At 40.1% G+C, this 21,425-nt stretch carries 18 protein-coding genes; 11 read left to right on the plus strand and 7 right to left on the minus strand.

Going from position 1 to position 21,425, the window contains the following annotated elements; all coding sequences use genetic code 11:
- Window positions 1–34 precede the first annotated feature (34 nt).
- Window positions 35–478: a response regulator gene (locus AWW68_RS17670; protein WP_068224356.1), complete on the plus strand. Its 444-nt coding sequence runs from the start codon at window positions 35–37 to the stop codon at window positions 476–478.
- On the opposite strand, the gene AWW68_RS17675 is transcribed toward AWW68_RS17670, so the two are convergent.
- Window positions 475–2,040 carry an ArnT family glycosyltransferase gene (locus tag AWW68_RS17675; RefSeq protein ID WP_068224358.1) on the minus strand — a complete coding sequence of 522 codons (1,566 nt, stop codon included), beginning with the start codon at window positions 2,038–2,040 and terminating at the stop codon, window positions 475–477. The genes AWW68_RS17670 and AWW68_RS17675 overlap by 4 nt on opposite strands.
- Window positions 2,041–2,097: 57 nt before the next feature.
- Between AWW68_RS17675 and AWW68_RS17680 the strand changes: the two genes are divergently transcribed.
- Entirely contained in the window at window positions 2,098–3,282 is a 1,185-nt protein-coding gene (locus AWW68_RS17680) for an aspartate aminotransferase family protein (RefSeq protein ID WP_068224361.1), read from the plus strand.
- Window positions 3,283–3,340: 58 nt separating this feature from the next.
- Here AWW68_RS17680 and AWW68_RS17685 read toward each other — a convergent pair whose 3' ends face one another.
- The 3 genes from AWW68_RS17685 to AWW68_RS17695 all read right to left on the minus strand — a co-directional run bounded on the left by AWW68_RS17685 (window position 3,341) and on the right by AWW68_RS17695 (window position 6,222).
- Window positions 3,341–3,865, minus strand: coding sequence for a hypothetical protein (locus AWW68_RS17685; protein ID WP_157717714.1), 525 nt, complete (start codon window positions 3,863–3,865; stop codon window positions 3,341–3,343).
- Window positions 3,866–3,982: 117 nt separating this feature from the next.
- A complete protein-coding gene (hslV, locus tag AWW68_RS17690) occupies window positions 3,983–4,522 on the minus strand; it encodes an ATP-dependent protease subunit HslV (RefSeq protein WP_068224367.1) in 540 nt (179 codons plus the stop codon).
- Between the two features lie 56 nt (window positions 4,523–4,578).
- Complete coding sequence (locus AWW68_RS17695; RefSeq protein WP_068224371.1) at window positions 4,579–6,222, minus strand: pyruvate dehydrogenase complex dihydrolipoamide acetyltransferase; 1,644 nt, start codon at window positions 6,220–6,222, stop codon at window positions 4,579–4,581.
- A gap of 188 nt (window positions 6,223–6,410) precedes the next feature.
- Here AWW68_RS17695 and AWW68_RS17700 point away from each other — a divergent pair, with 188 nt between their 5' ends.
- A complete protein-coding gene (locus AWW68_RS17700; protein WP_068224379.1) occupies window positions 6,411–7,109 on the plus strand; it encodes an SOS response-associated peptidase in 699 nt (232 codons plus the stop codon).
- On the opposite strand, the gene AWW68_RS17705 is transcribed toward AWW68_RS17700, so the two are convergent.
- Window positions 7,106–7,867, minus strand: coding sequence for a DUF6503 family protein (locus AWW68_RS17705; protein ID WP_068224381.1), 762 nt, complete (start codon window positions 7,865–7,867; stop codon window positions 7,106–7,108). The two genes, AWW68_RS17700 and AWW68_RS17705, sit on opposite strands and share 4 nt — an antisense overlap.
- A gap of 277 nt (window positions 7,868–8,144) precedes the next feature.
- Here AWW68_RS17705 and AWW68_RS17710 point away from each other — a divergent pair, with 277 nt between their 5' ends.
- Genes AWW68_RS17710 through AWW68_RS20190 form a run of 4 tightly spaced genes read left to right on the plus strand, consistent with a single transcriptional unit; the run spans window position 8,145 to window position 11,489 of the window.
- Entirely contained in the window at window positions 8,145–9,140 is a 996-nt protein-coding gene (locus tag AWW68_RS17710) for a 3-oxoacyl-ACP synthase III family protein (protein WP_068224386.1), read from the plus strand.
- Window positions 9,141–9,142: 2 nt separating this feature from the next.
- Entirely contained in the window at window positions 9,143–9,718 is a 576-nt protein-coding gene (locus tag AWW68_RS17715; protein WP_068224388.1) for a hypothetical protein, read from the plus strand.
- Window positions 9,719–9,767: 49 nt separating this feature from the next.
- Window positions 9,768–11,294 carry a toxin-antitoxin system YwqK family antitoxin gene (locus tag AWW68_RS17720; RefSeq protein ID WP_185101297.1) on the plus strand — a complete coding sequence of 509 codons (1,527 nt, stop codon included), beginning with the start codon at window positions 9,768–9,770 and terminating at the stop codon, window positions 11,292–11,294.
- A gap of 33 nt (window positions 11,295–11,327) precedes the next feature.
- Window positions 11,328–11,489, plus strand: coding sequence for a Lacal_2735 family protein (locus tag AWW68_RS20190; protein ID WP_317038763.1), 162 nt, complete (start codon window positions 11,328–11,330; stop codon window positions 11,487–11,489).
- On the opposite strand, the gene AWW68_RS17725 is transcribed toward AWW68_RS20190, so the two are convergent.
- Entirely contained in the window at window positions 11,486–12,364 is an 879-nt protein-coding gene (locus AWW68_RS17725) for an alpha/beta fold hydrolase (protein WP_068224394.1), read from the minus strand. The two genes, AWW68_RS20190 and AWW68_RS17725, sit on opposite strands and share 4 nt — an antisense overlap.
- A 74-nt stretch (window positions 12,365–12,438) precedes the next feature.
- Window positions 12,439–14,601: a glutamine synthetase III family protein gene (locus tag AWW68_RS17730; RefSeq protein ID WP_068224397.1), complete on the minus strand. Its 2,163-nt coding sequence runs from the start codon at window positions 14,599–14,601 to the stop codon at window positions 12,439–12,441.
- Between the two features lie 237 nt (window positions 14,602–14,838).
- On the opposite strand from AWW68_RS17730, the gene mtaB reads away from it, so the two are divergent.
- From mtaB to trxA, 4 genes are all read left to right on the plus strand, one after another.
- Complete coding sequence (mtaB, locus tag AWW68_RS17735) at window positions 14,839–16,158, plus strand: tRNA (N(6)-L-threonylcarbamoyladenosine(37)-C(2))-methylthiotransferase MtaB (protein WP_068224400.1); 1,320 nt, start codon at window positions 14,839–14,841, stop codon at window positions 16,156–16,158.
- A gap of 115 nt (window positions 16,159–16,273) precedes the next feature.
- Window positions 16,274–16,507: a hypothetical protein gene (locus AWW68_RS17740; RefSeq protein WP_157717716.1), complete on the plus strand. Its 234-nt coding sequence runs from the start codon at window positions 16,274–16,276 to the stop codon at window positions 16,505–16,507.
- Window positions 16,508–16,673: 166 nt separating this feature from the next.
- Window positions 16,674–20,963, plus strand: coding sequence for a DNA polymerase III subunit alpha (dnaE, locus tag AWW68_RS17745; RefSeq protein WP_068224413.1), 4,290 nt, complete (start codon window positions 16,674–16,676; stop codon window positions 20,961–20,963).
- Window positions 20,964–21,061: 98 nt separating this feature from the next.
- Window positions 21,062–21,397, plus strand: a complete 336-nt coding sequence (trxA, locus tag AWW68_RS17750; protein ID WP_068224415.1) for a thioredoxin — start codon at window positions 21,062–21,064, stop codon at window positions 21,395–21,397.
- The last annotated feature ends 28 nt before the right edge of the window (window positions 21,398–21,425 follow it).

The following is a 21,425-nucleotide window of genomic DNA, read 5'->3' on the forward strand; positions in this document are numbered from 1 at the left end:
GCAAAGCCCTGATTCACTAATCAGGGCTTTTTTTGTGCTTATCGAAGAAAAGGAACAGCTCATCGATAATCTCACCAATAAGTACTCGTTAAGAGCATCTTTGATTGAAAATACAGACATGGAGAAGAGAAGGGTACTTTTGGTAGAAGATGATTCATTATCGGTGAAGCTGTATGTGAAACTCTTGAGTAAATGGGGGTATGACGTAAGCTATGCTAACAACGGCATGCTAGCCCTAGAGATGCTTGAAGAGGAATCTTATGACTTATTGTTAACTGACAATCAACTACCATTGATGACAGGCAGCGAGCTGGTTGAAAAAGTGATGAAAACAAGGCCTACGCTTAAGACTCTTATTGTCACTGGTGACAGTGCTAGTTTATTTGCCTCTCTAACAAAGACCACTGTTCTCCGCAAACCAATAATCCCAGATTATCTGAAGTTCAGAATTAATCAAATACTTGTCAGCAATACCTAAGGATTGTAGTCAATTAAAAATATTGGTTCTCCACGATAATCAAATTCTCTAATTACTTTATGAGACTCTGGTAAATCACTAGCATAACACAAATAGAACCCTTCTTTAAAGTTATTCACCTGATTTAGCACAGATCCTCTCTCCCGCTCAAGATAAAAAACAACGGTAAGCGAGATTCTAACATCTCCCAACCTTCTTAATCGCTCACCTTTAGTTAGTTCTGCCAGTTCAATTCCTAAAGCTTTATCTCTTGCTGCTCCTGTAGTCTTCTCTCTAGATTGTGGTACAATAGCCGAAAAACCTAACCTTAGAACTACTAACAACCCAAGAATCACCAAGTAAGGCCTAACAAGCTGTCTACTCAAACAGACTATTAAGACTGCCAGTAGAAGCACCCCTACAATACTAATCACCCAAAGCCTATCAATTTCTTCTAAACCTCCTATAAAGGGAATTGCCGCAAAACCCAGAGTAAGTATTCCTAGTAAAATAAAGGCCGCATACTTCAAATATTTCTGCTTCCATGCCTTATCAGACTGTAGGTAAACGGCCATTAACACCACACAAGCAAATGGAAAAATTGGATAGACATACCTTGACCTGCCTTCGGTTGAAAACCAATAGATCAAAAAATTGAATATGAAAATAAGAAGGGCAAACCAGACCAACCTATTACCCTTTAACTCTCTGAGAGTCTTTTTAGAAAACAATAATGGCAGCACTAATGTGGCAGGTATCAGGTTTTTAAGGGTATCTAAAGGGAAAGAAATCAAGTGGTTTAACCACGCGACAATTCCACCCCCAGCGGCTTTATCTGCCGATTCTGAATACAGAGTATTCCACCAACCCGACACATCTTCATACTGACTATACTTGTAGAAATAGCTAAAAAGCAAGGCAGAGAAAACCAAAATACCTGAGAAATGAGCTAGAGATAAGAGCCTTTTAAAGTCCCTTTTCCAAATAAAATAGACCAATAAACTGATGGCTGTAAAGGGTAGTGAACTGAGTCCTTTGGTAAGAAAGCCAAGTGCTGTGAGCACGTACACAGTAATGAACAGCGTATAAAATCTTCCTTTTTCACCACAATGGAAAATCAGAAAAATAGAACTACTCGTGATGAGTGCATAAAACAAATCTATTTCTCCTAAAGCACTAAAGTAGACCAGAATATCTACACTCAACAAATAACTCAGCGCTACCAAAATAGCCGCTTGTTTAGTTAAATACTTCCTAGAGAATAAGTAAGTAACTCCACCTAGCAGAGTATGGCTCAGAACTGAAAAAAAACGAGTAGCAAATTCTGTTACTCCAAAAACCTTATACGCGGCAACAAGTGCCCAATTATAAAGAGGTGGTTTCCTAAAATAAAGATCTCCCGTTTGTGTTGGAACCCACAAGTTATCTTGAAGCATCATTTCTAGTGCAATAAGACCACGCCTTGGCTCTTCTAAAAACAAAGGGTAAATACCCAGTTGATAGAAAAACGCGAACATAAGCCCCCCAATTAAGAGCCATAAATAGTTCTTTTCAAACTTAGAAAACTCAGCTTCTGCCAGCATGCATCAAAACTAATAGATAAGCACAATTCAGTAAGCAGAACTTGATTAATTTCGCATATGGATTCAAAGGATGTGTTCATTAAACATGTAGCTCAGACCTCGCCTTTTCCGCTTAAAATTGAAGTTGAAAAAGCTGAGGGTACGTATATTTTCGATAAAGAAGGAAAAAAATACTTCGACCTCATCTCTGGAATTGCAGTGACTAATATTGGTCATCGGCATCCTAAAGTTGTAGCTGCCATCAAAGAGCAAGTAGATAAATACCTCCACGTGATGGCCTACGGAGAGTTTGTTCAAGACTCTCAGAATGGTTTGGCTAAGGAGTTGGCTAAGCTTCTTCCCTCAACTTTAGACTGTTGCTATTTTGTCAATAGTGGCACTGAAGCCATAGAAGGTGCGCTAAAACTAGCTAAAAGAGTAACAGAAAGAACGGAAATCATCTCGTGCCATAAATCATACCATGGAAGCACCCATGGCTCATTAAGTGTTTCAGGAAATGAAACCAAGAAGTACCGATACAGGCCTTTATTGCCAGATGTCAAGTTCATGCACTTTAACAAATTGGAAGACCTTGAGTTGGTTACGGAAAAAACAGCCGCGGTTTTAGTTGAACCTATTCAGGGAGATGCCGGGGTTAGAATAGGTTCTCAAGAATTCCTAGAAGCTCTTAGACTCAAATGCACAGAGACTGGCGCTCAATTGATCTTTGATGAAATTCAAACTGGAATAGGAAGAACAGGTAAAATGTTTGCCTTTGAGCATTACGGTGTTGTTCCTGATATTTTAGCCTTAGCCAAAGGACTTGGCGGTGGAATGCCTATCGGATCCTTTATTTCATCTCATGAGAAAATGAACCTGTTTACTCATGACCCCATCCTTGGCCATATCACAACTTTTGGAGGGCACCCTGTTGTTTGTGCATCAGCCTGGGCAAACCTAAAGGCTATTCAGGAAGAGAACATGCTAGAACATGTGGAACAAAAGGGACAATTACTAGAAGAAACCATTGCACACCCTGCTGTTAAAGAAATTAGGAGGAAAGGCTTAATGTTAGCAGTTGAGTTCGAAAACGCTGATCTTGTTCAAAAGATAGTCCATGCCTGTCTCGATAAGGGCATCATCACTTTCTGGTTTCTCTCTTGCCCTGAGAGCTTTAGACTAGCCCCTCCTATTAACATTTCGGATGAAGATATACTGGAAGCTGGTAAAAGGATAAAAGAGGCAATAATGGCTTCATGCTAAAACAAAAAGCCGCTATGAAATCACAGCGGCCTTTTATGTAATTGATCAGACTGTTTTCTTATTGATTAGGCCCTATGGCCATTCCGTAATCGCTTTGCCTTAAAATCTTCACCTTCTCAGAGCCCATTACTACATAGTCTACTCTGAATTTGGTCATATCCTCAATACTTCCGTAGCAGATGAGTAGCTGAGCTTCACAACCTATAGTTATGCATCTTTCTACTTCTCTATCTCGAATTGCGATATTGATAGGTTCAGCATCTGCTCTAGCTAATACAATCCCTGAATTACCTCTATCGATCTTCTTGAAAGGGTAAATATGGTATTGCCCTCCTAAGCGATCTACCTGAAATTTCCTCAGGTCTAGTTGATCTAACGCATCTTCAGCCAAAAGAGTAACGTAACCGTCTTTAACTCCTAAGGCGGCATTTTCAACTATTTCGCCATTGCCAAGGTGAACATTAGCTCCTAAGAGCAGTCTACCTTCGGTTGCCTCTTGATAATTAACCAATGGAGACTCCGCGCAAGACGAAGCAAATAACAGTAAGCTTAAAAGGATTGATAATTTACCTATCAGTTTCATTTTCTATCTTTTTACAAAAGCCAAAAGCTCTTATATCCGAGTATTTCCCAGAGTGTTAGAAAATGATAGGTGTTGTTGGTGCGTTAAGAAAAAGTTGTACTTTTCCTTAACACAAAGTTAACCAATCTTCTCAATAATCAAATTGCTGTTAGTGTAAATACAGATGTCAGCAGCAATTTTTAAGCTTTCTTCTACAATTTCTTTACTGTCAAGTTGAGAAGCATGCTTTGTTAAGGCTTGAGCTGCAGCTTGAGCGTACATACTACCTGAACCAATTGCCGCAATACCGTTATCTGGCTCCAATACATCTCCTGTTCCAGATAAAATCAGGATATCATCTTTATCTACCACAATTAACATTGACTCCAACTTTCTCAAGTAACGATCCATGCGCCAATCTTTGGCTAGCTCTATAGCGGCTCTTTTCATGTTACCGCCATATGAATTGAGCTTTTCATCAAACCGCTCTAACAACGTAAAAGCATCGGCTGTAGAGCCTGCAAAACCAGTTACAATCTTTCCATCTTGCAACTTTCTAATCTTCTTTACATTGCTTTTAGCAACCGTATTACCCATAGTAGCTTGGCCATCTGCTCCTATTGAAATGGAACCATTGTGCTTAACAGCCAAAACCGTAGTTGATTTTATTTTTGTCATTTTGATATGCTTATAAACAAATCGTCCCGCTAGAAGCGGGACGGAAAATTTTCAATTTAAACTAGAATCCTCACCGGGTCTTCCAACAAACTCTTAAAGGTTTGAAGGAATGCCGATCCTACCGCTCCATCTACTACACGGTGATCGCAAGACAAGGTTACCTTCATAATGTTTCCAACAGTAAGCTCTCCGTTTTTAACAATGGCAGTTTCCTTGATTCCACCTACAGCCATGATACAAGAATCTGGCGGGTTAATGATTGCTGTAAACTCTTCAATACCGAACATCCCTAGGTTTGAGATGGTAAAGGTATTACCCTGCATTTCTTCAGGTTGAAGTTTCTTGCTTTTGGCTTTACCTCCTAACTCTTTCACCTCTGCAGAAATATGCGAAAGTGGCTTGTTATCGGCAAACTTTACAACTGGCACCAACAGACCTTCGTCTACTGCTACTGCTACCCCCACATGTACGTGATGGTTAATTCTGATTTTATCGTCTAACCAAGAGGCATTCACCATCTTGTGTTGTCTTAATGAAACTGCAGCAGCTTTGATAACCATGTCATTGAATGAAATTTTCACCGGAGAAATCTCATTCATGCTCTTTCTTGCCTCTATAGCCTTATCCATATTTATTTCCATGGTAAGGTAGAAATGAGGAGCAGTAAACTTGCTTTGCGCCAATCGCTTAGCGATTGTTTTACGCATTTGGCTTACTCTCATTTCTTCAAAACTTTCCTCACCAACTACTTTAGGTAGCTCTATAGCAGGTGCAGACTTAGCAGATTCCTCTGCCTTTTCTGGTGCTGCAGCTTTCTGAGTTGGAGTAAAGTTCTCTATATCTCTTTTAATGATTCTACCACCATCGCCAGATCCTTTTACCTGACCAAGGTCAATACCTTTGTCTTCGGCTAACTTCTTAGCTAATGGTGAAGCTTTTACTCTTCCATTAGAATTTGAAGATTCAGCTGCTGGAGCAGCATTGGTAGCTGATGATGCTGATTCTGTTTTTTCCTGAGGTTCTTCAGCAGGCTCTTCAGCTTTTTCTTCCGAACTCCCACCTTGTTGGTCTGCTTTAATCAATGCCTCATAATCAGCACCTTCTTCACCAACAATAGCCAGAATACCATCAACCTTTACCGACTCGCCTTCTTTAGCACCTAAGTAAAGCACAGTTCCATCGTTGTAAGACTCATACTCCATAGTGGCCTTGTCTGTCTCAATCTCAGCCATTAGCTCACCAGACTCAACAGAATCTCCTACTTTCTTTAACCAAGAAGCGATAACACCTTCTTCCATGGTGTCGCTCATCTTTGGCATTCTTACAATCTCAGCATTAATGCTGCTAGTATCTATCTTCTCTGCTTTTTCTGCAGGAGCTGATTTTTCTTCTTTTGGGGCTTCCTCTTCCTTCTCTTCAGATGTAGATCCATTATCATTCAAGAGCGCCTTATAGTCTTCTCCTTCTTTACCAACAATAGCCAGAATTCCATCTACTGCTACTGCTTCTCCTTCTTCTGCTCCCAAGTACAGAACTGTACCATCATTGAATGACTCATAGTCCATGGTGGCCTTATCTGTTTCAATCTCAGCCATTAACTCTCCAGATTCTACTTGATCACCAACTTTTTTATGCCAAACAGCAATGACACCTTCTTCCATGGTGTCACTCATCTTCGGCATTCTTACGATTTCAGCCATATTACTTGTTCAAAATTTGAGCCCCAAAAATAGTTTTAAAACAATGTATATTCAAATTAAAGCACCTAGAATAAACGCCCCTTATACACTAGTTTAACCTGTACGTGCATTTATTTGTAAACAACATACAGAGTATTTGATTCAAAAGGCATTTTTACCGATCTTGGTTCAATTATTTGACCAATTAAATGCTTCCGAACTACTCCATTGCATCTGAGTCGCAACTCATAAAAGAACACTTTGGCATAGAAATTCCTGAGAACCACAAAGGGACCTATAACGCTCAACCTACTGACTTACTTCCAATTATTACCAGTGCAGACCCTGATGAACTCAGCTTTTTTCACTGGGGAATTCACCCTTCTTTTACTAAGAGTAAAGGCGTAAGTCAAAAACTGATTTTCGCTCCGGCCGAAGAAATTCTGAGCAAAGCATCACAAAGAAAAAGTATAAAACAACAAAGGTGCATTATACCTGCCGATAGCTTTTATTGCTGGAAGGATGTAGGGAAAAAAGAGCAAGTACCTTATAGATTTTATCTTCAGAACAATAGTCTTTTCAGCATTGCTGGCATTTGGGATACTTTTGAAACGGAAGAAGGTGAACAGGTAAACACTTTTATGATGCTCACTACTATGGCCAATAATGATGTGGCCGATGTGAGTAACAGAATGCCTGCTATTTTGAATGATGATTTGCTAGATGAGTGGCTAAATGAAGCCAATACCTCAGAGAGTATTTTAGAGTATGTAAAGCCTTTTAATGATGAACCATTAAAAAGCTATACGGTAAATCCTAAACTGGCCGATCCGAAGTTTAACAGTATTGATTTATGGGAAAAGGTACCGCCAGCCAATCAGTTTGGCAACTTGACTCTGTTTAATTAATCTGGCTGAACAAGGTCTACTTTAATATTTTCCAGCTTAATATCTGATACCAATTGCAATTGCTCAGTAACAAAGGCATAGTCTAGCTCTTGAGCTGGGAAATCTTTGTCTATAGTATAATTTCTATAGTCTTGAAATAAGATTCCTTCGACCTCTCTTTGATTATAGGCCTCTCTAAACCTTACACCTCCTCCATTAATATTAAAAGAGTAGGCCAAATAGTCCATAGTGAACTTCTCTTTATGAATCCAATAGACATAGGCATTTTCAAAGTCTTCCTTTTCACCTCCTCTTTCGCCATAGGTTATTTCAACCTTATAGTAAGGCTGACCCTTTATGTCTACCGAACGCATTAATTGCCTGTTCACAACAGGGTCGTTCAAATTAAAAGGTAAAAGCGCGAAGTAGATAACTGAGTTGGTTGATGAACGGTAGGTTCGAAGGTCTTCTCTGTTAAGCTGAATTTCCTTCTCATCTATCATTCGCTTGAATTTCTTGTTAGACCAAACATCCGTCACCCAACCATTGTCAGACTTGAAAGTACGTTCATAGACATATTCACCATCGCTAACCTTAGCTCTGTAGTGTCTGTTTCGGAAGTCAAATTGCACCTCCATGTTGTCATAGTTACTCCCTCCGTGCTTTTGCACAGCTTTTTCAATCACTTGATCTGCTGTTAACTCCGATTCTTGATGACCACAACTATATGCCGAGAGAATGGCTATTGCCAAAAAATAATAAATACCGCTCTTTTTCATTTCACTCGAACTACTTCCGAACTCTGATACGAATAAGTGTCTGTGATGTTTCTATTTTTCCAAATATCAATCTTACATCAATTTTTCGGGGTCAGCCAACTATTCATCAAAAATGTTAGTGATTACCTATTTTTCCGTCCATTCTTTAGGCGTAGAATTCTAACTAAAACATGTAAACATTCTGATTTGACTAAATTATGTAACTTGGAAGCCACCAAAAGGAAATTATCAGCTGAACTTCTGGTTTCAGCATGTACTCAAAGTAAACTCATCGCCTGTGAAAAAATCTAAAATTGTTGGGCTGGGGCACTACGTTCCAGAAAAGGTTGTCAAGAATAGTGACTTGGAGAAAATAATGGATACGAACAACGAGTGGATTGTTGAACGTACTGGAATAGAGGAAAGAAGATGGTTCGACCCTGAAAAAGATACTGTATCAAATATGGCAACCCGAGCAACACATGTTGCTTTGGAAAGAGCTGGTTTAGATGTGAAAGAAATAGACTTCATTGTTTTCGCTACCATTACTCCAGACTATTTCTTCCCAGGTTCGGGAGTATTACTTCAAAGAGAGCTCGGGCTTCAGGGTATTGGAGCCTTAGACATTAGAAATGCTTGCTCTGGCTTTATTTATGCACTTTCTATTGCCGACCAATTTATTAAAACTGGTATGTACAAAACCATACTTGTGGTTGGGGCCGAAATACAGTCATCTGCCTTAGACAAGTCTACCGAAGGGCGTTCTAGCTCCGTAATATTTGCCGATGGTGCTGGCGCAGCTATTCTTCAAGCCACAGATGAAGATAAAGGCGTTCTTTCTACTCACCTTCATGCCGATGGAGATTATGCAGAAGAATTATATGTTAAAGACCCGGGCTCTAGCAGAAAAGTCAGACTTTCTAAAGAATTGCTGGATGGTAAAAGTTTCAACCTAACTATGAACGGAAATGCTGTTTTCAAACATGCAGTGGTACGGTTTAGTGAAGTCATTAATGAGGCATTATCGCAGAACGGCCACACCCCAGAAGACATTGACTTATTAGTACCACACCAAGCGAACCTGAGAATTAGCAATTTTGTGCAAAAGCAGTTTAATCTGCCAGACAATAAGGTTTTCAACAACATAATGAAGTTTGGCAATACTACTGCAGCTTCAATTCCTATTGCCATGAGTGAAGCTTGGGAGCAAGGCAAAATCAAAGAAGGTGACTTGATTTGTTTAGCCGCTTTCGGTAGTGGATTCACTTGGGCTTCGGCACTGATTCGCTGGTAGTAATGCTCTCTGAAGAACATATTAACTTCTTGCAGTCCAAAGATTACTTTTTACTAAAGCAAGAAGTAGATAACCAACTCAATTCCATTCTTTACGCCCTACAGCAAAACATTTTAAATTGCTGGCAGAGCTGTGAGGAATGGAATTTACCAGTTGGCATATCTAAAACACCTGGTAAAATCATTAAAGGATACAACCACAACAACTTTCCCTATCAGGTTTTTGACTTCCCCTCTATCTTTGAGAAAAAGAACATCTTTACCTTTAGAGTAGTAGTTTGGTACGGCAACTTCTTTTCCATAAATCTGATTCTCACCAAGAAATTTAAAGACCTATATAAAAATAATCCTGAACGGTTTTTAGACTCTCAAACCCAACTTTTAAAGTCTGAAAACATCTGGGAAACAGACACTTCCTCACTCCAGAGCATTCCCATGCACATAGATTATATGAATGAAATTTCTGCCTATTTCGAAAAAAGCGAATCAATAAGACTCTTTAGAAGGTTTAACATGAACCAAATCAATGACATTCATCGTTTGACACTTGAATATTTTAATGATTGGTTTGCAAATTGAATTGGCTCAATATTTGTTAAAATTAGGCCGTTCTCAACCACCACAATTTATGCGGCAAATAAGAAGCACTTTCATATTCCTTTCTTTCTTAGTTCCATCACTCCTATTACAAGCTCAAGATAACTTCAATCTTATTTTTCCTTCTACCGACACTGAACTTGCCTATGAAGGCGCTTTCAAAGACGGCAAACGCAACGGATTATGGGTAGCATACAACGAAGACAGCTCCTACATTCATAGAGGAAACTATTATGAAGGAGTAAAAACAGGATATTGGAACGTTTTTGTAGACATGGTAGAAAGAGCCAGAGTCAGCTATAAAAACGACAGCCTAAATGGTACCTATTATTTATTCTACCCCAGCAGAGTAATAGCCGTAAAAGCCAATTTTGCTAGTGATCAGCTAAATGGAGATTGGGAATCATTTCGAGAAGATTCTTCTATGCTTGAGAAAGGCACATTCAAAAATGGAGTCAAAACTGGTACTTGGCAAGGTTTTTATAAAAATGGGGCCATTGAATTCATCTCAGACTATCATAATGGTCAGCTGCATGGTGGCTATGTTTCTTATGATGAATACGGGGATAAAACGGTAGAAACCTCCTACAAGAATGGCTTGCTAGATGGCTCATGGAGAAAGTTTGACTTCGATGGTTTTGTCATCGAAGAAGGTCAGTTCGTAAAAGGGGAAAGGGATGGAACCTGGGAATACAGCTATGGACCGAATATGAAGGCTGCGGTAGAATATTACATTGAAGGTAAAAAAACAGGCACTTGGGTAACCTATCATCCAAACGGAAGAAAAGCTTCCGAAATCACCTACAAAAACAATGAACCAGTTGGCACAGCCAAAAGCTGGCACCCCAATAGACAACTGGAGTCTATTACTCATTACAAGTTCGGTTTAGCCGATAGCCTTTATCAACAGTATTATAGTAATGGAGTTTTAACCATGGAAGGCCTTTTTGAGCTTGGCTTGAAAACTGGCCCTTGGAAGATTTTTCATGAAAACGGAATGATTTCAGAACTCGGAAGATATGCCAAAGACAAGAGAATAGGCAACTGGAAATCGTTCGACACGCAAGGCACCCTAATTGCCGAAGGGTCGTACCTAGAAGATAAAGAAGCGGGCCAGTGGTTTTACTACTACAACAATGGAAAACTGGAGTCTATAGGAAGCTTTGTAAAGGGAGAAAAAGATGGCTTATGGGGATATTTTCATAGAGATGGAGACGGTATGAAGGAAGAAAAATGGAACAATGGAAAACTTCTTTCTCTTACTGATTTTACGGATAACAATGGTGACACTCACTCTTCTGGTTCATTAAAAAATGGTAACGGCCTAGTAATTAACTATTATGCCGATGGTGAAGTATTCTCTCAAGGCGATTACGTGAATGGAATGCCTAATGGAAATTGGACTTTCTATGATGAAAAAGGTAGAAAAGTAACCTCTGGAACTTTAAAAGATGGTGTAAAAGAAGGCGCATGGCAAATCTTCAGTAGATATGGTCAAGTAATAGAGGTTGAGCTATATGAGAATGGAGAACTTACCCGTAGTAGCAGAAATGACTAAACAATAAGTCTTACCTTCTGTTCCTTAGTCATTATGGGATTATTTAAGAGAAAGTCTGAAAAAGAAAAGCTTCAAAGCAAATACGAAAAGCTCATTGCTGAGTCTTATAAGTTATCACACACCGACAGAAAAGCCAGCGATTTAAAGGCTGCAGAAGCTGATGAAATTTTAAGAAAGATAGAGTCGCTGAATTAATTTACCGATTTCAATCTCTGCAACAATTCCAAGAGTTTGTTTTTGATTAGCACAGATTCATTCCAGGGCAAAAAATGATTCTGCCCCTCTAGCATAATTAGTTCATGAGGTGCATTTACCGAAGCACTATCTGCAAATGGACCGTTACCAGGAGCAACCAAGTTGTCTTCAGTTCCTTGAATGGTAATGACATCAGCTTTTACATTTTTCCATAAAGGCAGCATCAACTCTAACTCCTCTTCCAGAAAAATCAATTCTTCGTTAGATATTCTAAAGATTTTAGGGACAATAGCACCTACAACTGGCCAACGCATTGGCACTCTAAACCAATCTTCTTCAGGCTCCAACTTTGGGTCTAAAGCAGGAGCTAACAAAACCAAGCCATCTACTAATTCTGGATAGTCCATAGCCATTCGCACTGCAATTGGCCCTCCCAAAGAGTGTCCAATCACTATGCGTGGAGCTGCCGCCACTTCAAGCATAGGTTTTAGTAATCTCCCCTGCTCTTCCAATGAGCGAATAGGTATTCCATAACTCGATTTACCAAAACCTGGCCTATCTGGGGCGTAAATCTGAGCACCGTTATAAAGAGTGCTATCAGCAAAATAATCTATGAATGCATCCCAAGCACCGGGTGTTCCATGAATGAATATGAAAGAACCACTATCAGCTCTATTCAACACTTTATAGTGCATCTGATAGCCGTCAACATCGTAGTAAGTACTTTCAGGTTTTACGGGCTTGTTGGCAAAATAAGCTTCCACCTCCCTTTCCGTTTTAGAGAAGCTAATGCAGCTACTTACAATTTGCGAAACCACAATAAAGCCAATAAAGATTACTAGACACCCGACTTTAACTTTCCTTTTCGCTTTCATAGTTATTCAACCTGATAAAAATAAAAAACCACTCCCAAACGGAAGTGGTTTTAAATATCGCTTCTGTCAGACAATTATCTTAAGAACAACATTTCTCTATACTTCAATAATGGCCAAGATTCATCATCTAGAATTCCTTCTAGCCTATCAACTGCATCTCTAATCACATCAAAGTATGTCCCCTTAATTTTATCGCAATAACCAATTGCTTTATCCCTAGAGTGCTCAAGGTTGTTAATCTCTCCTCTCACATCGTTCATAGCCTGAACATTGTTTTGGATGGTAACAATTTGGGCATTTACCTTTTCAAGGATCGATTTAATGTGGCTATTATCTAAACCAAATTCTGCTAAACCTCTTGCGTTTTGCATCAACTTATTCTGATACTGCACCGCGGCAGGAACAACTTGAGCCATTGCAATTTCAGAGATCAATCTGGCCTCAATCTGAATCTTCAAAATGTAATTCTCGAGCTGAATTTCATTTCTTGCTTCAAGCTCAATGGCAGACATAACGCCAAACTCCTCAAAAGTACTTTTTGCATCATCAGTAATGTAAGCATCAAGTGCTCTTGGAGTATCTTTCACATTAGGCAAGCCTCTTTGTTCGGCTTCATCGGCCCACTCTTGAGAGTAACCATCACCTTCGAACCTTACTCCTTTAGAAGCCTTAATATATTCTCTAAGCACATTAACAATGGCAATTTTCTTGTCTTCGCCTTTGTTAATTCTGTCAGAAACAACTTTGTAGAACTCCTTGAGCTGCTTAGCCATAATCAAGTTCAACACTGTCATTGGTTCTGCAACGTTTTGGTTAGAACCTACAGCCCTGAACTCAAACTTATTACCTGTAAACGCAAACGGGGAAGTTCTATTTCTATCAGTGTTATCCAGTATAATCTGAGGAATCTTATCGATACCCAGCTTCATATACATGTTATCACCCTTGTCTACCTTAATGTTACCGTTATTCTCCAACTCATCTAGAACTGCAGTAAGATCAGAACCAAGGAAAACAGACATAATTGCCGGAGGAGCCTCATTAGCACCAAGTCTATGGTCGTTACCAGCAGACGCAATACTAGCCCTTAGAAGACCAGCATTTTTATGGATGGCCATTACAGTATTTACCAAGAAAGTAAGGAACTGAAGGTTTTCACGTGCACTTGAACTTGGTTGGAAAACATTAACCCCGTTAGAAGCAATAAGTGACCAGTTGTTGTGCTTACCACTTCCATTTAGGCCAGCAAATGGCTTTTCATGGAACAGAATAGCCAAATCATGTCTTTCAGCAACTCTATTCATCACATCCATCATTAAAGAGTTGTGATCTGTAGCCACGTTGATATCTTCAAAGATTGGAGCCACCTCAAACTGAGCTGGAGCCACCTCATTGTGGCGTGTAGAAACAGGGATACCTAATTTTAAACACTCAATCTCAAAGTCTTTCATAAAGTTGTAAACCCTACTCGGAATAGCTCCAAAGTAGTGATCGTCTAACTGCTGACCTCTTGCAGGATGACGCCCGAATACGGTTCTCCCCGCCATCACCAAGTCAGGTCTTGCGTTGTACAATGCTCTGTCTACAACAAAATATTCTTGCTCACAACCCAAAGAAGCACTTACTCTGTTCACATTCCTATCGAACAATTGGCAAACCTTGGTTGCGGCCTTATCAACAGCCTCTACCGCTTTCAACAATGGAGCTTTGTAATCTAACGCCTCCCCTGTGTAAGAAACGAAGATGGTAGGAATACATAGCGTTCTACCCCAAATGAAGATTGGAGAACTTGGATCCCACGCGGTATATCCTCTAGCCTCGAAAGTTGAGCGAATACCTCCGTTAGGAAAAGAAGAGGCATCTGGTTCTTGTTGAATCAGCTCACTCCCTTTAAGAACCTCCACTTTTTTGTGGGCATCAAAGAAAGAGTCGTGTTTTTCTGCTGTAGCTCCAGTAAGTGGCTGAAACCAGTGCGTGTAGTGCGTAGTACCTTTAGAAATAGCCCAAGTTTTAACAGCCGATGCTATTTCGTTGGCAGTTTCTACATCTATCTTCTTACCTTTCTTTATGGCAGATTCTACTTTTTTGAAAGTATCGGGAGCAAGAGTAGCTTTCATTTTCTCCATGGTGAATACTTCATCCGCGAAGAAGTCAGAAATCTTGTCCGAAGGAGCAAAAACACGATCAGTTGTTCTTTGCTGAACGATGTTTAGGGCACGTTGGCGCTGATTCGACATATCTATTGATTTTTGTGTTTTAAAATTCGTCTCGAAATTAACATAATTACGTAATCCATGACGAACAACACTCAGAAAATTATCCGTTTTCGGAATGAAAACGTTTTCAAATTGAAAATTAGGTCTCGAAAACAACCTAAAACGAAATTTTAAACAAAATTGGATGAAATCGAATTCTACGGGAAATGAACTAAATTGCACTCATAATTCTTACCTTTGCACCCCGTTAAGGAAAGCATGAAGAAAGTTGCCTTTTATACACTAGGATGTAAACTGAATTTCTCTGAGACTTCAACTATCTCCAGACAGTTTGAAAACAGAGGCTTTCAGAAGGTGGAGTTTTCAGACACTCCAGACGTTTTCATCATTAATACTTGTTCGGTTACTGAAAATGCTGACAAGAAGTGTAAAAAGATTGTAAAAGAGGCTCAAAAGATCAATCCAGACGGGTTTGTAGCTATAATAGGATGTTACGCTCAGCTCAAGCCCAAAGAAATTTCAGAAATAGAAGGAGTTGATGCTGTATTAGGAGCAGCAGAAAAGTTCAGGCTATTAGACCTTCTCCCTACGTTTCAAAAGTCTGACGAAGCTCAAGTGCTTGCTTCAGAAATTAAAGAGGCTCGTGCATTTAACAATGCCTACTCTGTTAATGATAGAACCAGAACCTTTCTTAAAGTTCAAGACGGCTGTAATTACCATTGCGCTTTCTGTACTATTCCTTTGGCGAGAGGAAAGAGTAGAAGTGATAGCATAGCCAATATTATTAAGTCTGCAGAAGAAATTGCGGCTACCGATACCAAAGAAGTAGTTCTAACTGGTGTCAATATTGGCGATTTTGGTATTCAAGAGGGTAAACGCGTTGAAAAATTCGTAGACCTTGTCAAGGCGATAGATCAAGTGAATGGGATTGATAGAATAAGAATCTCATCTATAGAGCCCAATCTATTAACCAATGAAATAATTGAGTACACATTAACCTCCAATAGGTTTGTGCCTCACTTTCATATTCCGCTTCAATCTGGAAGCAACAAAATACTCAGGAAGATGCGCAGAAGATATCTTCGTGAGCTTTACGAAGACAGAGTTTCTAAAATCAAAAACATTATTCCAGACTCATGTATCGGAGTAGATGTGATTGTGGGCTTCCCTGGCGAAACAGAAGAAGACTTCTTAGACACCTACAACTTCTTGAATGAGCTGAATATATCTTACCTTCATGTTTTCACCTATTCTGAAAGAGCCAATACTGCCGCTCCAGACATGGAAGGAACGGTTCCTATGAAGGAGAGAAATAGAAGATCTAAAATGCTTCGCATTCTGTCAGAAAAGAAGAAGCGTCAGTTTTACGAAAGCCAACTTGGTTCTACTAGAACCGTACTTTTTGAAGATGACGTTCAAGATGGTATGATGCACGGTTTCACCGAAAACTATGTTCGTGTAGCTGCCAAATATGATCCACTTCTGATAAATGAGCTCAAAACTGTTCAACTCACTCATATTAATGACAATGGCGTAGTTGAAGTTGAAGAGCCAGAAATGGTTTTTGAAACTCATTAGATACCTTTCAATCTAAGTCTAAGTCCGGTTACCCGTATCTCTTTACAAGGCACATAGGTGAGCCGTATATGTTGATATGTCTAGCGCAGGTCACGTAATGGATTCTATAAAAAGGATGAAAGCCAACAGAGCGTTAACTACGCGAAGGGACGCTTTCAACATAAAAGAAGCCAATTCATTCAGACCTAAAGCTTCTTCCGAAATCAGAAAGTATAGATTTAAAGAAGCTACCCCTCAATACCTTAGAAAGCTAAAGGCACAACTTTCTACTGAAAAGAAAAGGGAGCTAATTAAGCAAATCATAGTCCTGATCATATCTATATCTCTTGGGATTATCATCTTCTTATAGCCTTCAAAAGCTTCTATTTTCGTTACTCAAGAATAATAAACGGCCCTCCTAAAAACTTGAGTAATTCTGTATCATTTTTTAGCTAAGGAACCTTTCCACTCGGGTGAGATTTAGTAATTTAGATGTCCAATTTTAGTTTTCCAGCAACCGATCGAACTAAGTCTCTATGTATCTGATATTTGATACCGAAACCACCGGTTTACCCCAAAATTACAATGCTCCGTTAACGGATTTTGAGAACTGGCCAAGGCTAGTGCAAATAGCATGGCAGTTACATGACATGAGGGGTAACTTGCTCGTTGCCAGAAACCTCATAGTTAAACCTGAGGGCTTCACCATTCCTTATAACTCGGTTCAAATTCATGGAATTACTACTGAACGAGCTTTAGAAGAAGGGAAAGACCTGAAAGAAGTGCTAGCCATGTTTGAAGAGGACATGAAAGGTGCCGAATTCGGTATTGGCCATAATATAGAGTTCGATTATAACATTGTAGGATCTGAATTCTTAAGAGCCGGACTAACCAATCCGCTGGAGCATTTAGAAGAGTTAGACACCAAATTAGTTTCTACTAATTATTGTGCAATTCCGGGAGGTAGAGGCGGTCAATTCAAGTGGCCTACCCTAACCGAACTTCATACTAAACTCTTCGGCAAGGCCTTCGCTGAGGCTCACGATGCCGCCTATGATGTAGACGCTACAGCACGATGTTTCTTCGGCCTAATCAAGGAAAGCGTTGTTCCTCCAGCAAAAGGAATAAAACTACACGAGGTTATTTATGAAGCCCCTGAGTTAGACGAAGCAAATTTTGCTAAAACAGACACTACTGGCCCCAAAATAGACCACAATAAAGTAGATAAAGAAGGGCTCACAGAGCTTAAAGAAGTACCATTTTCACACTTACACGTTCATTCACAGTTTTCCATCCTCCAGGCCGTATCGGATATCAATAGTTTAGTTGGGGCTGTAAAAGAAATGGGTATGCCTGCCGTGGCTCTTACTGACCATGGCAATATGATGGGAGCCTTTCATTTTGTAAGTGCCGCTTTAGCTGCAGACATCAAGCCTATTGTAGGTTGCGAATTCAATGTTTGTGCCGACCGATCTAATAAAAAAGTTCAAGACAATGGTTTTCAAACGGTTATTCTGGCTAAAAACAGAAACGGGTATCATAACCTTGTAAAGCTTTCATCTATTGCCTTTACAGAAGGCTTCTACTACGTACCAAGAATTGACAAGGACGACTTAATTAAGTATAAAGAAGACCTAATTATACTTACTGGTGGCCTTTGGGGCGAAGTTCCTTATAAGATTCTAAACGTTGGAGAAACGCAGGCAGAAGAAGCCTTTGCTTGGTGGAAAGAACAGTTCGGAGACGACTTCTATGCAGAAATAAACCGACACGGCATCCCTGAAGAAGACCATGTCAACTCCATTCTACTTCAACTTTGTAAAAAGTATGATGTAAAATATATAGCAGCCAACAACACTTACTACACCACCAAAGACCAATCTTCTGCTCACGATGTACTGCTTTGTGTAAAAGATGCCGAATCGGTCAATAAGCCGAAAAAGTACATAGGTAAGCGTGGTAGAGAGTTTAGGTATGGCTTCCCTAATGACGAGTTCTACATTAAGTCGGAAGACGAGATGAAGAAGCTCTTCTCCGATATTCCAGATGCCATTACCAATACCAATGAAATTGTTGAGAAGGTAGAATCATATCAATTAGCGAGAGATGTACTTCTTCCTAAATACGAGATTCCAGAAGAGTTTCAACACCCCGAAGACGATATTGACGGAGGCAAGAGAGGAGAAAACGCCTATCTACGACATCTAACTTATGTAGGTGCAGAAGCTCGATACGGAGAAATAACTGATGATATTAGAGAAAGGCTAGACTTTGAGCTTGCTACCATTGAAAGAACAGGTTACCCTGGCTACTTCCTCATTGTTCAAGATTTTACCAACAAAGCCAAAGAACTAGATGTATCCGTTGGCCCTGGCCGGGGTTCGGCTGCTGGTTCGGCCGTAGCCTATTGTATAGGAATTACTAACGTAGACCCAATTAAGTACGATCTCCTTTTTGAGCGTTTCCTAAACCCTGACAGGGTATCACTTCCCGATATTGATATTGATTTTGATGATGAAGGAAGACAAAGAGTAATTGATTATGTGATTGACAAATACGGCAAAAATCAAGTTGCTCAGATTATTACATACGGTACAATGGCGGCCAAGTCTTCTATCAGAGATACAGCCAGAGTGCTTGAACTCCCTCTTTCGGAAGCCGACCGAGTTGCAAAACTGGTTCCTGACACCAAACTGCGAAAACTCTTTGGGTGGTCTGAAAAAGACCTCCGCGACAACCTAAGGTCTGAACAGGTACCACTAGCACAAGAACTTAGAAAGATAGCCGAAGGCAACAACCTCGAAGCAAGAACGGTTAACCAAGCACGAGTAATTGAAGGCTCTGTTAGAAACACTGGTATACATGCTTGTGGAGTAATTATTACGCCTGACGACATCACCAAGTTTGCTCCTGTAGCCACCGCCAAGGACTCTGACATGTGGTGTACTCAGTTCGACAACTCGGTGGTAGAAAGTGCAGGTCTACTGAAAATGGACTTCTTGGGTCTGAAAACCCTTACCCTTATTAAGGATGCGGTTAAAAACGTAAAAGAGAAACATGATGTAGACCTAGTTCCTGATGACTTTCCACTAGATGACCAAAAGACTTATGAGCTCTTTCAGCGAGGAGAAACGGTAGGGATTTTCCAGTACGAATCTGCTGGCATGCAGAAGTACATGAAGGAGCTAAAACCTACGGAGTTTGCAGACCTTATTGCCATGAACGCCCTCTATCGCCCGGGGCCTCTTGAATACATCCCTTCCTTTATTCGAAGAAAACATGGTGATGAACCAATCACTTATGACTTGGCCGATATGGAAGAATATCTGGCTGAAACATACGGAATTACGGTATATCAAGAGCAGGTGATGCTTCTTTCGCAAAAGCTGGCCGACTTTACCAAAGGTGAGGCAGACGTTTTGCGTAAGGCCATGGGTAAAAAGCAGAGGGCTGTACTAGACAAAATGAAGCCTAAGTTTGTTGAGCAAGCTAAGGCCAAAGGGCACGATGAAAAGAAGCTTGAAAAAATCTGGCGCGACTGGGAGGCTTTTGCTTCTTACGCCTTCAATAAGTCGCACTCAACTTGCTATGCCTATGTAGCCTTCCAAACGGCATACCTTAAGGCTCACTACCCTGCTGAATACATGGCTTCTGTACTCAGCAACAACATGAACGACATTAAGCAGGTAACCTTCTTTATGGAAGAGTGCAAGCGAATGGGGGTTCCTGTACTCGGTCCAGATGTTAATGAATCGAACTATAAATTTACTGTAAACCAAAACGGAGAAATACGTTTTGGAATGGGGGCCATTAAAGGTGTAGGCGAAGCAGCTATTGAATCGATAGTGGCAGAAAGGAAAGAAAATGGGCCGTATAAGAACATTTTTGATTTTGCCGAACGCGTAAACCTAAGAGCGGTAAATAAGAAAAACTTTGAAGCCCTAGCGCAAGCAGGAGGCTTTGATTGCTTCGAATACCATAGAAGACAATACTTATGGGCAGAAGACAATGAGCAAACCCTAATTGAAAAGGTTATCAGATATGCCAATGCCATGCAGGCAGAGAAAGATGCTGCTCAGGTTTCATTGTTTGGCGGAGATAGTAATGTAGCCACTCCCCTACCTAAAGTTCCTGAGGTAGAAACCTTTAGTCAGATGGAAAAACTTAGGTTAGAGAAAGAGGTCATTGGCTTCTACGTTTCTGGCCATCCTCTCGACCAGTTTGAGATAGAATTAGAATCTTTCTGCAAACCAATTTCAGACATCAATAAATTCCCCAATCAAGATATTTCCATTGGTGGAATAGTCAACTCCGTTCGGAATGGGCAGACTAAAACTGGTAAACCCTTCGGTATACTAAACATTGAAGATTACAACGGGGCCACAGAGCTCTTCTTGATGGGTGAAAAATTCATCAATAATGCCGCCTACTTACGCCCAGGTGAGTTCTTATTCATCCGAGGAAAGGTTGAATTAAACTGGAGAAAAAAGAAGGAAATTCGAGACAACCCGGCTATTAACCCGAACCCTGAAGACTGGGAACTCCAGACTCAGACCATCTCACTACTTAGTGAGCTTCGAGAGAAAATGGGGAAAGGAGTTCATATAAGACTAAATGCAAGAATGGTCGATCAAGATTTAATCGATACCATTATGCAACTTACCGAAACCTACGAAGGAGAAACCATGTTGAAGATTGAGCTTTTTGACAGGGAAGAAAACATCAAGGTTGAACTTATCTCTAGAAAAGTGAAAATCGATCCAACTCGTGAGTTAATCAAAACCTTGAATAGCTGTACAGATGGTGCCAGATTAATTACTGCATAAGGCGTGTGTAATTGAGTAAGTTTCCGTTCGGAACTTTTTGATTACTTTTGATGTCTATTCGGTGTAGCTTAGCATAAGAAAATAACAAACTATATATAATGGGAAAAGCATTAGAAATAAACGATTCAAACTTCGAGGAAGTGGTGTTGAAGTCTGACAAGCCAGTTTTAGTGGATTTTTGGGCAGCGTGGTGTGGGCCTTGTAGAATGGTTGGTCCAGTGGTGGAAGAAATTGCAGATGAGTACGGTGATACTGCCGTTGTTGGTAAAATTGATGTAGACAACAACCAAGACATTGCCATCAAATATGGTATCAGATCTATTCCTGCTTTGCTTTTCTTCAAAGACGGTGAAGTAGTAGACAACGTAGTTGGAGCTGTTCCAAAAGGCGTTTTAACTAACAAACTCGATGCTCAAATTGGCACCGAGGCCTAAGCAATAAAGTAATTTGTATTTACTGAGA

Source organism: Roseivirga spongicola, assembly GCF_001592965.1.
Lineage (GTDB): Bacteria > Bacteroidota > Bacteroidia > Cytophagales > Cyclobacteriaceae > Roseivirga > Roseivirga spongicola.

Coding starts and splice junctions, on each gene's coding strand:
- trxA (WP_068224415.1), top strand. CDS start 21,062: ATGGGAAAAGCATTAGAAATAAACGATTCAAACTTCGAGGAAGTGGTG.
- AWW68_RS17705 (WP_068224381.1), bottom strand. CDS start 7,867: ATGAAAAAGAGCGGTATTTATTATTTTTTGGCAATAGCCATTCTCTCG.
- AWW68_RS17725 (WP_068224394.1), bottom strand. CDS start 12,364: ATGAAAGCGAAAAGGAAAGTTAAAGTCGGGTGTCTAGTAATCTTTATT.
- AWW68_RS17680 (WP_068224361.1), top strand. CDS start 2,098: ATGGATTCAAAGGATGTGTTCATTAAACATGTAGCTCAGACCTCGCCT.
- mtaB (WP_068224400.1), top strand. CDS start 14,839: ATGAAGAAAGTTGCCTTTTATACACTAGGATGTAAACTGAATTTCTCT.
- AWW68_RS17685 (WP_157717714.1), bottom strand. CDS start 3,865: ATGAAACTGATAGGTAAATTATCAATCCTTTTAAGCTTACTGTTATTT.
- AWW68_RS17695 (WP_068224371.1), bottom strand. CDS start 6,222: ATGGCTGAAATCGTAAGAATGCCGAAGATGAGTGACACCATGGAAGAA.
- AWW68_RS17720 (WP_185101297.1), top strand. CDS start 9,768: ATGCGGCAAATAAGAAGCACTTTCATATTCCTTTCTTTCTTAGTTCCA.
- AWW68_RS17675 (WP_068224358.1), bottom strand. CDS start 2,040: ATGCTGGCAGAAGCTGAGTTTTCTAAGTTTGAAAAGAACTATTTATGG.
- hslV (WP_068224367.1), bottom strand. CDS start 4,522: ATGACAAAAATAAAATCAACTACGGTTTTGGCTGTTAAGCACAATGGT.
- AWW68_RS17715 (WP_068224388.1), top strand. CDS start 9,143: ATGCTCTCTGAAGAACATATTAACTTCTTGCAGTCCAAAGATTACTTT.
- AWW68_RS17700 (WP_068224379.1), top strand. CDS start 6,411: ATGCTTCCGAACTACTCCATTGCATCTGAGTCGCAACTCATAAAAGAA.
- dnaE (WP_068224413.1), top strand. CDS start 16,674: ATGTATCTGATATTTGATACCGAAACCACCGGTTTACCCCAAAATTAC.
- AWW68_RS20190 (WP_317038763.1), top strand. CDS start 11,328: ATGGGATTATTTAAGAGAAAGTCTGAAAAAGAAAAGCTTCAAAGCAAA.
- AWW68_RS17740 (WP_157717716.1), top strand. CDS start 16,274: ATGAAAGCCAACAGAGCGTTAACTACGCGAAGGGACGCTTTCAACATA.
- AWW68_RS17730 (WP_068224397.1), bottom strand. CDS start 14,601: ATGTCGAATCAGCGCCAACGTGCCCTAAACATCGTTCAGCAAAGAACA.